The organism is Rheinheimera sp. (assembly GCF_037442525.1).
Lineage (GTDB): Bacteria > Pseudomonadota > Gammaproteobacteria > Enterobacterales > Alteromonadaceae > Pararheinheimera.
The window spans coordinates 203,227-216,952 of sequence record NZ_JBBIQD010000003.1 but is presented as its reverse complement, the minus strand read 5'-3'; the positions used below and the strand labels follow the sequence as shown (position 1 = coordinate 216,952).

At 51.8% G+C, this 13,726-nt stretch carries 11 protein-coding genes; 8 read left to right on the top strand and 3 right to left on the bottom strand.

Annotated elements, in window-relative coordinates:
- The first annotated feature begins 36 nt into the window (after nucleotides 1-36).
- From WKJ03_RS07375 to WKJ03_RS07360, 4 genes are all read left to right on the top strand, one after another.
- Nucleotides 37-2,103: a M13 family metallopeptidase gene (locus WKJ03_RS07375; RefSeq protein WP_337841532.1), complete on the top strand. Its 2,067-nt coding sequence runs from the start codon at nucleotides 37-39 to the stop codon at nucleotides 2,101-2,103.
- A gap of 244 nt (nucleotides 2,104-2,347) precedes the next feature.
- Complete coding sequence (locus tag WKJ03_RS07370; protein WP_337841531.1) at nucleotides 2,348-4,444, top strand: RecQ family ATP-dependent DNA helicase; 2,097 nt, start codon at nucleotides 2,348-2,350, stop codon at nucleotides 4,442-4,444.
- Nucleotides 4,444-5,781 carry a DNA-processing protein DprA gene (locus tag WKJ03_RS07365; protein WP_337841530.1) on the top strand — a complete coding sequence of 446 codons (1,338 nt, stop codon included), beginning with the start codon at nucleotides 4,444-4,446 and terminating at the stop codon, nucleotides 5,779-5,781. The genes WKJ03_RS07370 and WKJ03_RS07365 overlap by 1 nt, the downstream gene beginning before the upstream one ends.
- A gap of 379 nt (nucleotides 5,782-6,160) precedes the next feature.
- Nucleotides 6,161-7,606, top strand: coding sequence for an MFS transporter (locus WKJ03_RS07360; protein ID WP_337841529.1), 1,446 nt, complete (start codon nucleotides 6,161-6,163; stop codon nucleotides 7,604-7,606).
- 57 nt (nucleotides 7,607-7,663) lie between these two features.
- Here the strand turns inward: WKJ03_RS07360 and rlmF are convergent, their stop codons facing one another.
- Nucleotides 7,664-8,569 carry a 23S rRNA (adenine(1618)-N(6))-methyltransferase RlmF gene (gene rlmF, locus WKJ03_RS07355; RefSeq protein WP_337841528.1) on the bottom strand — a complete coding sequence of 302 codons (906 nt, stop codon included), beginning with the start codon at nucleotides 8,567-8,569 and terminating at the stop codon, nucleotides 7,664-7,666.
- A gap of 17 nt (nucleotides 8,570-8,586) precedes the next feature.
- Nucleotides 8,587-9,645 carry a LacI family DNA-binding transcriptional regulator gene (locus tag WKJ03_RS07350; RefSeq protein WP_337841527.1) on the bottom strand — a complete coding sequence of 353 codons (1,059 nt, stop codon included), beginning with the start codon at nucleotides 9,643-9,645 and terminating at the stop codon, nucleotides 8,587-8,589.
- A 177-nt stretch (nucleotides 9,646-9,822) separates the two neighbouring features.
- Between WKJ03_RS07350 and WKJ03_RS07345 the strand changes: the two genes are divergently transcribed.
- Genes WKJ03_RS07345 through WKJ03_RS07330 form a run of 4 tightly spaced genes read left to right on the top strand, consistent with a single transcriptional unit; the run spans nucleotide 9,823 to nucleotide 13,022 of the window.
- Nucleotides 9,823-10,689, top strand: a complete 867-nt coding sequence (locus WKJ03_RS07345) for a MipA/OmpV family protein (protein ID WP_337841526.1) — start codon at nucleotides 9,823-9,825, stop codon at nucleotides 10,687-10,689.
- 14 nt (nucleotides 10,690-10,703) lie between these two features.
- Nucleotides 10,704-11,078 (top strand): DUF3019 domain-containing protein, encoded by a 375-nt coding sequence (locus WKJ03_RS07340; protein ID WP_337841525.1) that lies wholly within the window; start codon nucleotides 10,704-10,706, stop codon nucleotides 11,076-11,078.
- The gene (locus WKJ03_RS07335) at nucleotides 11,078-11,773 is read left to right on the top strand and encodes a response regulator (protein WP_337841524.1); all 696 of its coding nucleotides are present in this window, start codon (nucleotides 11,078-11,080) and stop codon (nucleotides 11,771-11,773) included. The genes WKJ03_RS07340 and WKJ03_RS07335 overlap by 1 nt, the downstream gene beginning before the upstream one ends.
- On the top strand, nucleotides 11,766-13,022 hold the full coding sequence (locus WKJ03_RS07330) for an ATP-binding protein (RefSeq protein WP_337841523.1): 1,257 nt from the start codon (nucleotides 11,766-11,768) through the stop codon (nucleotides 13,020-13,022). Before WKJ03_RS07335 ends, WKJ03_RS07330 begins: the two co-directional genes overlap by 8 nt.
- On the opposite strand, the gene WKJ03_RS07325 is transcribed toward WKJ03_RS07330, so the two are convergent.
- Nucleotides 13,017-13,691, bottom strand: coding sequence for a DUF3334 family protein (locus WKJ03_RS07325; RefSeq protein WP_337841522.1), 675 nt, complete (start codon nucleotides 13,689-13,691; stop codon nucleotides 13,017-13,019). The two genes, WKJ03_RS07330 and WKJ03_RS07325, sit on opposite strands and share 6 nt — an antisense overlap.
- Nucleotides 13,692-13,726: the final 35 nt, after the last annotated feature.

Below are 13,726 nucleotides of genomic sequence, written 5' to 3'. Positions count from 1 at the left end.
TCTCAATAAAAAATAACGAAATTCAACGAGGTTCTTATGCAACATCAATCCTTACTGGCGGTGGCCGTACTGGCTGCACTGGCCGGCTGTGGTCAGCCGCAACAGGCCGCGCCTGCTGACAGCAAGCCCGCTGCGGTGGCAGAACAAAAACAACTGACGTCCGGCATTGAAGTGGCCAATATGGACACCAGCGTCAAACCACAACAGGATTTTTTCCGCTACGTGAACGGCCAGTGGCTGGAACGCACCGAAATTCCGGCCGACAAAGGCCGTTGGGGCAGCTTTGATGAGCTGCGCGAAAATGCGGACAAACAAGTGCTGGCTATTGTCAAAGAGCTGGCAGCCAAACCGGCCGACGCTGGTACAGACGCACAGAAAATTGCCGACTTGTACCGCTCTTATATGGACATTGAAACGCTGGACAAGCTGGGCCTGACCCCGCTGACGGCAGGCTTTGAGCGCATCGACAGCCTGAAAACCCACGCGGATTTAGCGACACTCTGGGGCGAATGGCAGGCCTACCGCGTCGGTACGCCTGTGGTGCTCTTTGTCGGGCAGGATCAGAAACAGTCTGATCAATACACCACTATGCTGAACCAGGCCGGTTTGGGTATGCCAGACCGCGACTACTACCTGAACAGCGACGAAAAGTCGAAAGAAACACAGGCCAAATACCTGGCGTATATCCAAAAGGTGGCCGAGCTGGCTGGCTGGCAAGACCCGGCCAAAGTGGCTGCCACTGTGTACGGAATTGAAGAAAAACTGGCGAAAGAGCAGTGGAGCCGGGTGCAAAACCGGGACCGCAACGCCACCTACAACAAGCTGACACTGGCGCAACTGGCGGAAACGGCCCCAGGCCTGGACTGGGCGGCGCTGGTCAAAGCCGCCAGGCTGGATAATGTCAGTGAGGTTGTCGTACGTCAGCCAAGCTACCTGGCTGCTTTTGCTAAACTGCAGGCCGAAATTCCGGTCGCCGACTGGCAAACCTACCTGAAGTTCCATCTGGTCCGCGCCAACAGCGACAGCCTGGCCAAAGTCTTTGACGAAGCCAGCTTCGAGTTTTACGGCAAAACCTTGTCTGGCCTGGAAGCCCAACGTGAGCGTGAAAAACGTGCGGTTGAGTCGGTGCAGCAAGCGCTGGGCTTTATGGTCGGCAAAATGTATGTTGAGCGTTATTTCAAACCTGAAGCCAAAGAGCGGATGGACCAGCTGATCAAAAACCTGCGTGTCGCTTTTAAAGAATCGATTGATGGCCTGGAGTGGATGAGCCCGGAAACCAAACTGGCAGCTCAGGAAAAACTGGCCAAGTTCAACACCAAAATCGGGTACCCGGATGTCTGGCGTGATTACAGCTGTCTGGAAATCAAAGGTGGTGATTTAATCGGCAATATGCAGCGCTCCAGCCAGTGTGAATACGACCGCATGATTGACAAACTGGGCAAACCAGTGGACCGCACTGAGTGGGGTATGACACCTCAGACAGTGAACGCCTATTACAGCTCGACCATGAACGAAATTGTGTTCCCGGCCGCTATTCTGCAGCCACCGTTCTTTAATGTGGACGCGGATGACGCAGTGAACTACGGCGCAATAGGTGGTGTGATCGGTCACGAAATTACCCACGGCTTTGACGATCAGGGCAGCCGCTCTGATGGCAACGGTAACCTGAAAGACTGGTGGAAGCCGGTGGATGCCGAGCAGTTTAAAAAGCGCACCCAACTGATGGTTGAGCAGTACAGTGCCTTTAACCCTATTGACGATTTAAAACTGCAGGGCGCTTTAGGTTTAGGTGAAAACATTGCCGATTTGGGTGGCCTGACCGTGGCGTTCAAAGCCTACCAGAATTCTTTGCAGGGCAAAGCAGCGCCTGTACTGGATGGCTTCACGGGCGATCAGCGTTTCTTTATGGGCTGGTCACAGGTGTGGCGTATCAAGTTCCGCGACGCCGCGCTGCGTCAGCAAGTGATCACAGGCCCTCACTCACCGGGTATGTACCGCGTGTTGGGGGTGTTGTCGAATATGCCTGAGTTTTACCAGACCTTTGACGTCAAACCTGGTGATGGTATGTACAGACCGGACGATGTACGGGTGAAGATTTGGTAGTCAGCCAAGAATCAGATTAAAAGTTCGGTTTCATTGGAAAATGCTCAGTTGTTTACTGGGCATTTTTGTCTCTATTTCCAGCATTTAGATTACTTGCTTCAACAAAAATTAAATCCTTAAATGTTTTGCCTGAAAAAATCTGTTGGAATCTAATGATGCAGAATGCCAAGCTTGCTCAAGCCTACGATTGACTGTCACCAAAATTCATAAACGGTGAACCGACTGTGTAAATCAAGGAATGATCATGAACCGAGCACAAGCCCAACAATTATTGCGAAACGCTTTAGCAAACCCAACAGCGGAATTCCGTGATGGCCAGTGGGAAGCTATCGATGCGTTAGTCAATCAACGACAAAAATTATTGGTGGTGCAACGTACCGGTTGGGGCAAAAGCTCGGTGTACTTCATTAGCACCAAAATCTTTCGCGATCGAGGCATGGGGCCGACCATTATTGTGTCTCCATTGTTGGCATTAATGCGTAACCAGATTGAATCGGCAGTGCGCTTGGGTCTTGTGGCGGTGACAATAAACTCAACCAATCAAAACGATTTTGAATCAATCAGGCAACGCATACTTGCAAATCAGATTGATTGTTTGCTTATTTCCCCCGAGAAGCTGGCAAACGACAATCTTATTGAAACCGTATTGCTGCCAATCGCCGACCGGATTGCTTTAATGGTGATTGACGAAGCCCATTGTATTTCTGATTGGGGGCATGACTTCCGACCGGATTATCGACGTATTGTTAACATTCTGCGTCAGTTACCAGCAAATACTCCGGTGCTAGGCACAACTGCGACGGCAAACAACCGTGTTGTGGTTGATATTCAAACTCAGCTTGGCAATATTCAGATACAGCGCGGCCCATTGTCACGTGACAGTTTGGCATTACAAACAATGATACTGCCTGACCAAGTGTCGCGCTTGGCTTGGTTAGCTCAAGTGATTCCTCTACTGCAAGGCACTGGTATTGTTTACTGCTTGACGATACGTGACGCAGAACAAGTGGCTAACTGGTTGAGTATCAATGGTATAAATGCAAAAGCGTACCATGGTAGTGTTGAAGGTGATGGTTTTGAGAGCAGCAATCTTTACCGGCAGCATTTAGAAGAATTACTACTGAGTAACCGGCTCAAGGTTTTGGTGGCCACTACCGCTTTAGGAATGGGGTACGACAAACCTGATTTAAGTTTTGTAATCCATTACCAAGCCTCAGGGTCCATTGTCGGGTACTATCAACAGGTAGGTCGTGCAGGCCGAGGGATAGACTCTGCTGTCGGGATACTAATGTCAGGTATTGAAGATCGTGATATTCACGAGTTTTTTCGGGAAGGTGCATTTCCATCAGAAGCGCAAGTCAATGAGATCTTGCAGGCTCTGGCACAACACGACGGTTTAACAATGCGTGAGCTCGAAGAGCAGACCAATCTGCGTTTTGGTCAGATAGAGAAAGTATTGAAATTACTAAGCGTAGAAAATCCGGCTCCAGTCATTAAAATAGAGGGACGCTGGACAAGAACTCCTGTCCACTATCGCATGGATACTGCGCGTATCGCTCATTTAACCAATCAACGTTTGCAAGAATGGCAAGAAGTCCAAGCCTATATAGCTGAGCCAGGGTGCAAGATGGCTTTTCTGAGGCGCGCACTTGATGACAGTAAGGTAACGTCATGTGGAATATGTTCGTCTTGCCAAGGCCGACTCATTATTAACGCTGCAATTAAGCCGGCTGTAGTGCATCAAGCTGCAGCTTTCCTAAAGCATGCTGAAATGGTCATTGAACCCAAAGCACAAGTTGCTGCAAACGCATTTATAGAATATGGCTTCAGGGGAAATCTTCCACAGCAACTTCGCGCGCAGGAAGGCAGGGTATTGTCCCGTTGGGGTGATGCTGGCTGGGGGCGCACTGTTGCAGACAACAAACATGCAGGCCGTTTTAGTGATGAGTTGGTTGAAGCTATGGCTGAAATGGTTCAGCAGCGCTGGCGGCCGAACCCAGCACCTCAGTGGGTGTGTTGCGTACCCTCGCGCAACCATCCTGAATTAGTACCGGATTTTGCTCGGCGTTTAGCTATGAGGTTGGGGCTGCCGTTTGTGGATGCAGTTAGTAAAGTCAAAAACAACCAACCACAAAAAGGTCAGCAAAATCGCTTTCATCAATGCCGCAATTTGGATGGTGCTTTTGCCGTGACTCAGCTATATCGGGGACAACCAGTGTTGTTAGTGGATGATATTGTAGACTCAGGCTGGACGCTTACTGTCATTGCTGCACTCCTACAGCAAGCCGGCTGCGGTGTAGTGTACCCGCTTGCACTGGCTTCTTCTTCGGTAAAAGACTAATGAATGTAACCAGATTATTATCACCATCAGCTCAAGCAACGCTTTTGCTGACAAGCTATTTTTCGAAAGCCAGCAGTGAAACTGCAAAGCCGCTAACCAATGCGGAATGGGGGCGCTTTGCCCTATGGCTAAAAGAAAAATCCGCCACACCAGCTGATTTGTTGGTGATCGATCCGAAAGTTTTGTTGCAGGGTTGGCATGATACCCGTGTCAGTACAGAACGGATTCTCGAATTGCTAAATCGTGGGCATAGCCTGGCACTGGCGATGGAAAAATGGCAACGTGCTGGACTTTGGGTGGTAACCCGTTCTGATCCTGAATATCCAAAGCGTTTAAAGCACCGCTTAAAAACCGATTGCCCTCCGGTTCTGTTTGGGTGTGGTAACAAGGCCCTATTAAATGCTGGCGGATTGGCGGTTGTTGGTTCACGTAACGCCAGCGATTTTGATTTGGCTTTCACCAACCAATTAGGCTCTAAGGCTGCATCTGAAGGGATAGCTATCGTTTCTGGTGGTGCTCGCGGGGTTGATGAGGCGGCGATGCAGGGGGCTATCAAGCAAGGCGGAGATGTTATCGGTGTTATGGCTGACAGTCTGCTTAAGGCGGCTACCAGCGCTAAGTGGCGAAAAGGTTTAATGGATGGTCATGCTGTGTTGGTTTCACCCTTTTACCCTGAGGCAGGCTTCAGTGCTGGGAATGCGATGGCACGCAATAAGTATATCTATTGCTTGGCAGACTGTTCGCTAGTGATCCATTCAGGGAAGAGTGGCGGTACTCTTAATGGTGCCGAAGAAAATCTGAAAAAGTATTGGGTGCCACTTTGGGTTAAGCGGACCAGTGACCCTGAGGCTGCGAATGCTGATTTAGTTGCCAAAGGGGGCCGGTGGCTAGAAGGTCATGAGCAACAGTTAACCATTGCAGAGTTGTTTAGAAACGAAAATGGCATTGGCACTCACGTGCGGGAAGATCAAGCTGATTTTTTTAGTAATCCAACACAATCTGATTTTGTTACAGGCGCTGAGCCGCAACAAGAATTTTATGAATCCTCAAGAGATAGTACAAATGTTGAGCATCGGCAGGAAACTGAGGTTTGTTCAGCAATGCCTACTCAGCCAGAAGCTGTTCCATCCGGATATCTGGACTTTTATAAGTTGTTTACCGAGGAACTTGCTCGATTGGCGACTGAACCTGTCAATGTAGATGAGTTGGTTCTAAGCACCAAGCTGCACAAATCTCAATTATCTGATTGGCTTAAGCGTGCAGAGCAAGAGCGGATAGTTGTAAAGCTGAATAGTCCTGTGCGTTATCAAATAACGGATAAGAAGTCGAAGGATTGAAGCGGGAGCATGCAGGATGAATCCCGAGACCAGTAAGTTCGCGCAAGCTAACTACTAGCTCAATTTCCGGAGGATGTATCCGTTTACGAAAACATAGTTGAGCTGACATAGCTAAAACTCTGGATCTATTTCAGCTGTGGTATTGGGCCGCACAGAGCAGCCAAAAGATGGCTGCTTGAATACGTATTCATCTGTAGTAGCATGGAAAAGCTGCTCTAATCGGGCACCCGCGCGTGTTGGCATTGTCTGTCATAGTGCTGCAGCAACGCGGTATCGATGACACACACATTCTATAACAGGACTTCAGTCCGGACGCTCTCTGGCAACAGCCTCCAAGGTTGTTTGCACTGCAGAGCTTATTAAGACAACAGGACAGCAGATGAAACAACCACAGTTAAGCTTCTGGCAGATCTGGAACCTGAGTTTCGGCTTTTTGGGGGTGCAAATTGGCTTTGCACTGCAAAACGGTAATGTCAGCCGGATTTTATCCGACTTAGGCGCCGATTTATCGTCGTTATCGTTATTCTGGCTGGCGGCCCCTCTTATGGGCTTGCTGGTGCAACCTATTGTTGGCGCGGCGTCGGACCGCACCTGGAATAAACTGGGCCGGCGTTTGCCTTTTATGCTCGGTGGCGCCTTGGTGGCCGCTGCGGCCATGTTGCTGTTGCCCAACTCGTCTATGGTGGTGGCCTTTATTCCGCCTATGTTGTTTGGTCTGGTGATTTTTGCCATTAAAGACGCCGCCTTTAACGTCACCTTTCAGCCGTTTCGCTCTCTGGTGTCCGACATGGTGCCAGCCAATCAGCGTAATCTGGGTTATTCAGTGCAAACCTTGCTGATCAATATTGGTGCTGTGGTGGGCTCAATTTTGCCTTTTGTGCTGACCAATGTGATGGGGCTGAACAATGCTTCGACACCTGGTGAAGTGGCGCCTTCGGTGGTGTGGTCCTTCTATATTGGTGCTGCGATTTTGCTGGGTTCAGTGGCCTGGACTGTGTACCGTACCCGTGAATACCCGCCGGAGCAGTACTTTGCCTACAAAGGTGAAACCGCGCAGCAGGTGGAACCTGCTGAAAAAAGCTTTAGCGCCAAGCTGGCCGGTTTCTGGCAAACCACCAAAACCATGCCACGTATTATGCGTCAGCTGGCCTTGGTGCAGTTTTTCTCCTGGTTTTCGTTGTTTATTATGTGGACCTATTTCCCGGCCGCTATTGCGCAGCACAGCTGGGGCGTGGACGTAAACTGGTTTGACCCGGCCTATATTGCCCAAATGGGAGGCTTGCCAGCCGATATCGCCGCCGCCAAAGGCGCAGCGGGTGACTGGGTGGGTATTCTGTACGCCGGTTATTCCTTGTTTGCTGTGCTGTTTGCATTGGTGATGGCGAAACTGGCGAACCTGTTTGGCCGTCGTCTGGTGTATTCAGCCGCGCTGCTGTGCGGTGGTCTGGGTTACCTGAGTTTTATTCTGTTTAAAGACCCCAGCATGATTGCAGTGGATTTACTGATCACCCAGGTCACTATTCCACAAGGTGCCCTGAGTCTGATGTTCCCTATGGTTGGCATTGGTATTGCCTGGGCCGCTATTCTGGCGATGCCATACGCCATTCTGGCCGGCGCTTTGCCAGCCCACCGCACCGGCGTTTATATGGGGATCTTTAACTTCACCATAGCCGCACCGCAGATTATCTCTGGTTTGCTGGCAGGTTGGATTTTAGGCCACCTGTTTGCCAACAATGCGGTATACATTGTGATGCTGGCCGGTGGCTCTATGGTGCTGGGCGCCCTGTCGGTCTGGCTGGTGCAGGATAAAGAAAGCAAAGACTAATTGCCTGTCAGGTAAAACAAAGCCGCTGTAAAGCGGCTTTGTTGTTTGGCAGCAGCGCTACTTTAGCCGGTATTGGCACCACAGCTTGCGTTGTTTGGCGTTTTGCCAGCTCCAGGCCAGAATGCGGCTGCTTTTCTGGCCTTGCTGCATCTCAATTTGTTTGACTTCGGCGCCAGCCTGCTGCAGTTGCTTCACCAGCGTTGGCAGATTGTCGGCTTTGGACACCAGGCTGCTAAACCAGAGCACCTGGCTGGCAAACAGCTGGCTTTCGTTGATCATCTGGCGGATAAAGGCCAGTTCGCCGCCTTCGCACACCAGTTCATGGCGGCGGCCCGCGAAATTCAGCCCGTTGCCGGTTAAGCCCAACTGGCGCTGTTTGCGTTCCGTACCGGCGGCCGCTTCTTGTGCTGTGGCATGAAAAGGTGGGTTGCACATTGTCAGTTCAAATAAATCCTTGGGGCCGATAATGCCGGTAAAGATCTGTCCGGCATCGGTTTGCTGACGCAGACTGATGTTGTTTTGCAGCTGGTTTTGTTCAATCAGCTGCGCGGCTGCAGCCAGTGCATCCGGGTCCAGTTCTGCTGCCACCACTTGCCAGCCATACTCCGCCTGCGCCAACAGCGGGTAAATCAGGTTGGCGCCTGCGCCAATGTCCAGCAACTGCACCTTGCGGCCTTTGACCAGTTTGCCAGCTTCCGCCGCCAATACATCAGCCAGATGATGCAGATAATCCGCCCGGCCAGGCACGGCCGGGCATAAAAAGCCGTCCGGCAATTGCCAGTGCTGTACGCCGTAGTGGTGGGCCAACAAGGCTTTATTTAACTGCAACACGGCAGCAGGGTCGGCAAAGTCAATGGATAAACGGCCATAGCCATTGTCGCGCACAAAAGCTTGCAGCGCCGCATTGACCAGGGTCAGTGCGGCAAAATCATAGCCGTGTTGGTGTGGGTTACGTGGATGCATTCAGGGTCTGTGCTGGCTCAGCTTTGCGCGCCACAGGACTGGCGCACCACAATTTTCGGTTCAATTTCGGTTAGCGCCACTTGTTCATGGTTAATCAGCCGCAACAGATTCACCACCAGCATTTCACCAGCCAGAGAAGTGTTCTGCGCTATGGTGGTTAAGGCGGGCGACGAAAACGACGCCACCGGAATATCGTCAAAGCCCACCACAGCCACATCGTCGGGTATGCGTTTGCCGAGTTTTTGCAAGGCTCGCATCGCCCCTATGGCGATCAAATCGCTGGCACAAAACAGGGCGTCAAAGTCTTTGCCTTGGGCCTGCAGTTGCATAATGGCGTCAAAACCAGCCTGTTCGGTGGAAATGGCATCCAGCTGCGCCACCTGGGTTTCGTCTATACCCGCCTCAGCAATGGCTTTCAACATGCCCTGATAACGGTCAAAAAACTCCGGGCTGCCTGCAGAGGCATTGCCAATAAAAGCAAAACGGCGCCGGCCCAGGCCCAATAAATGCTGGCCGGCCAGTTTGCCGCCTTCCAGGTTATTGCTGCGGATGGTGACTTCCGGATGGTTCAGTACTTCGGCCCCCCAGCAGACAAAATGAGTTTGTTGAGCCAGCAGGGTATCCAGTTTTTCTTCGTAATCTTTGTAGTCGCCATAACCCAGCAGAATAATGCCATCGGCTTTTTTACTGTCTTCGTAATCGGCATGCCAGTCGTTACTCAATTGCTGAAAAGACACCAACAGATCATGGCCCCGCTGGCTGCAGGCGCGGGTGATACTGCCGAGCATCGACAGGAAAAACGGGTTGATTTGCGATTCGTCCACTGTTGGGTCTTCGAATAACAGCAAGGCCAAAGTGCCGCTGCGTTGTTTACGCAGGTTACTGGCGTTTTTATCCACCTTGTAATTCAACTGCTTGGCAATAGCGAAGATTTTGTCTTTGGTTTCCTGATTCACAGCCGGGCTGTCGCGCAGCGCGCGCGACACTGTGGATTGAGACACCCCGGCCAGATAAGCGATATCAAAAGAGGTCGCTTTTCCTTTGAGTACGGGCCATTGCGTTTTGTCTGACGTCATCTTCGGATTCGGAGCTGGTTACCACTGATGCGGCATCATAGCATTATTCCGCCGGATTGGATCGCGGCAGACCAGCATGCAAAAATTGTCGTGCATTTTGTGAAACATTGTTATGTTGGCTTAAGCTGCTTTTTATAAACTGCTAAAGTATCGCCAGCTGAATTTTGAGTGATGCCTATGAAAAAACTGCTGATGATTGTGCTGTTGTGTCTCAGTGGTCTCCAGACGGCTTTTGCCTCCTGCACAGAAACCTCTGCGTCCGCTGACTGTGTGGAACCAGGCCAGCTGAATCTGGCGCTGGCCCTTGGCTTGGGTCAGCGTACCAACCCTTTGCACCAGGGCGAAAATGTGCCTTTGTTACTGATACCGGATGTCAGTTATTACGGCGACCGCTGGTTTTGGGATAACACCACCGCAGGGTACAGCCTGGTGCAGCAGCCAGATTTTGTGCTGAGCCTGGTGGTGAAGCTGAATCAGGAAAAAGGCTATTTTCAGCGCTGGTTTGCCGGCAACCTGATGACCTACAGCACCTCGGGCTCGCTGTTGCCGCCAGAAGTCGATACAGGGGCGACCAAACAAATGGCGATGGTGTCTGTTACTGAGGTGAATAAAAGACCCACAGCCTGGGATGCTGGCGTGCAACTGCAATGGTTTGGTCAGGGCTGGCAACTGGGTATGAACCTGATGCAGGACGCCAGCGGTGCTTATGACGGCCAGAATGCCAGTGTCTCAGCCAGTACTCAGGTCCCTCTGGCCGGAGGACAGCTGCAGCTGGGGGCCAATCTGCACTGGAAAAGCAGCAAATTAATCGACAGGTATTATGGGTTGGATGATTCGGAGCTGTTTTATCTGCAGCGTTATCGGGGGGAAGCCAGCTGGCAGCCTGAATTCAGGCTGGGCTGGCAAAAAGCCTTAACACCCCAATGGTCCTTGCTGAGCTTCTATCGTATGCTGTTGCTGGATGATGCAATGACAGACAGTCCTTTGGTAAAAAGCTCCAGGGTGCATACCTGGTTTGTCGGGGTGAGTTACCAATTTTTTTAAGGCAGGGATAGAGCATGTTTGGGCTGATATTGTCCAGCCAGTTGTGGCTGGCGCCCGCCCCAAAACCAGAATGTAACCAAGATTTATGCTGGTCGGTCAGTCCGGCTTTTTGTATTTCTGCGTTACCTGAACAAGCCTGCGAGGCACAGCTGTCGGTGCACTGGCAACACAGTGCCAGTCTGAATGTATGCCTGACACTGGCGCAGCAGAATTTATCCTGCTGGCAGGATGCTCAATCCGGGCACTGGCAACAAAACATTGTCTGGCCGGATAAAGGCGTGCTGAGTTTGCAGCAGGGAGAGCGGGTGTTATTGCAAAAGGAGTTGGTGGTGTTAAGCCGGCAACCTGAAAAAAGACGGCGTCTGGTAGCGCCCTGGAGTGTATTCTGATGCATAAAATTTTACTGGTCGAAGACGACGCCCGGCTGGCCAGCCTGGTGCAAAGCTTTTTGCAGCAACAAGGTTTTGAAGTGCGGCTGGAAAGCCGGGGTGACACTGTGGCAGCTGCCTGTCAGTCCTTTGCGCCGGATTTGCTGATCCTGGATTTAATGCTGCCGGGTATGGATGGGTTTACTGTCTGCCGGACTATCCGGGCCTGGTTTCAGGCACCCATTCTGATGCTGACTGCCAAACAAAGTGATATTGACCAGGTGCTGGGGCTGGAGCTGGGCGCCGATGATTATGTCATTAAACCGGTGGAACCCAGGGTGTTGCTGGCCAGGGTCAATGCACTGTTGCGCCGGACTCAGGCGGCCAGTAAAAGCGATAATCAGGAATTGCAGTTTGGCAAACTGAAACTGAACAACAGTGCGCGGGAAGCGCATTATGGCGCTGAGCTGGTGGAACTGACCAGCTATGAGTTTGATTTATTGTGGATGCTGGCCAAACACGCTGGCCAGACGGTAAAACGCGAGGCCATTCACAAGCAGATTATCGGCCGTGAATACGACGGTCTGGACCGCACCGTCGATGTGCGGGTATCGCATTTACGCCGTAAATTAAACGACAATGCCGACACCCCTTTTCGGATAAAAACCGTCTGGGGCAAAGGCTATTTGTTTGTCGCTGACGCCTGGAATGACTGACAAAAAGCCATTCGCAGCCATGCCCAGGCTGTTCTTACATTTTTATTTGTTTATCTCGCTGGTGTTGGTTGGCATTGGCTGGACTGTCGAGCGGCTCTGGCAACAGGTGCATGCCGAGCAGGTGCCGGCCTGGGTACTGGTGCTGGCCGGGCAAATCAGTCAGCAGCTGAAACACCAGCAGTTAGCCGCCAACAGCCATGATCTGGTGTTGCCGGTCACCGCTTTGCCTGAAGGCAGCATTCTTTGGTCCGACGCCGAGTTGCAGCAATTGCAACAAGGTGCGGTGATCCCGCTCTTTACCAAAGACCAGGCATTTTTTTACGCCATGCAACAGCAGCAGCTGTGGCAGCTTGGACCTTTGGATCTGACCGAAGACAGTCAGGTGCCCGGTTACTGGTTCAGCCTGCTGTTTTTGGGGTTGCTGGCCGTGGCGGTCTGGTTGTGGCTCTGGCCTGTGGCCCGGGACTTACAACGGCTGAAGCAACAGCTGCAACAGGGCCAGTCACCCGTTGAGGCCTTCCCTGTGCGTTCCTTTATTGCGCCAATTGCCCACAGCTTTCAGCAAATGCGTCAGCAGATTGAGCGGTTATTGGGGTTGCAACGCGAGATGACGCAAGCGGTATCACATGAGTTGCGTACCCCATTGGCCCGGCTCAGTTTTGCACTGGAGTTGTCGTCGCTGCCAGAAACGGACAAAGAGCTGATGCTCAAGGATGTGAAAGAGCTGGAACTGCTGGTCGATGAAATGCTGGACTATGCCAGGTTGGAGTCGGCTCAGCCTGCGCTGGACTGGCAGCAGGTGGACCTGACCGAACTGTTGCACAACCTCTGCGAAAAACTGTCGCCTTTGCCCGGTGCCGCCATCGAAACCCGGCTGCCGCCTGTAGCGCTCTGGTGGTGTGATGCGCATTATCTGGAGCGGGCCGTGCAAAATTTAGTGGTTAACGCCAAACGCTATGCCAAAAGCCGGGTCTTGCTGAGCCTGCAGTTAACGGCGACTGACTGTCTGTTACAGGTGGATGATGATGGCCCTGGTATTCCGCCAGCCCAGCGGGCTGAAATTCTGAAGCCTTTTGTCCGGCTGGACCCGAGCCGGCAAAAAGGTTTTGGTGGTTTTGGCCTGGGGTTGGCCATTGTCTGCCGGGTGTTGGAGTGGCATCAGGCAGACCTGGAAGTGCAAACTAACAGCTGGGGCGGTGCACGTTTTGTTCTGCGTTTTCACCGCTCCGGCAAGCCTGGGGCCCTATAGACCCAGATTCTTCAGAAAGTCATCGTCAGCGTCATCGACCACTGCGGCTGGTGCCAGCTGTTCGCTTTGCGTGGCGTTGGCCAGAATGTCATCCGGGTGCTCTTCGGCATTGGGTGCAAAGTCATGCAGCTGGATAAATTCGGTTTTGTCCATCGACAGTTCCATATAGAAAATGGCATGGCTTGGTGTGCTGAAGGTGACACGGCGGGCCTGAGGCTGGTCCAGCTGGGTATTGACCATGATCTGCACCTGCTTGTTAATGGCCATCATTTTTGGCTGGCTCTGGTTGATGGAGGTTTGCAGTTCCTGCCGTACCCTGTTGGTAAAATCACCGACAATCTGGTTCATCAGTTCACCCATCACGTTGCCCACTTCATCCGAAGTGTGGAACTGCGCCAGTTCGGATTCCGGCATGCCCATGCTCATCAGGTACTTGCGGTAAATTTCCATCGCTGCTGATGCGGTGAAGTTCATAATCACCAGGCCGGAGAAGCCGCCATCAAATAACACAAAACAACCCAGGTCAGGGCGCAGGCAGGTTTTGTGGATCTTCTGCACCATGGGTGAGTAATTGACATTGTGGTTGCCAGCCGCGGATAGCACATCGGTGACAGAGCGGCATAAAGTCAGCAGAATTTCTTCAGTCGTAATAATTTTGTTCTTTTTCATTGTGTTCTCTACAGCCAGACAGAATTTAACCTAGT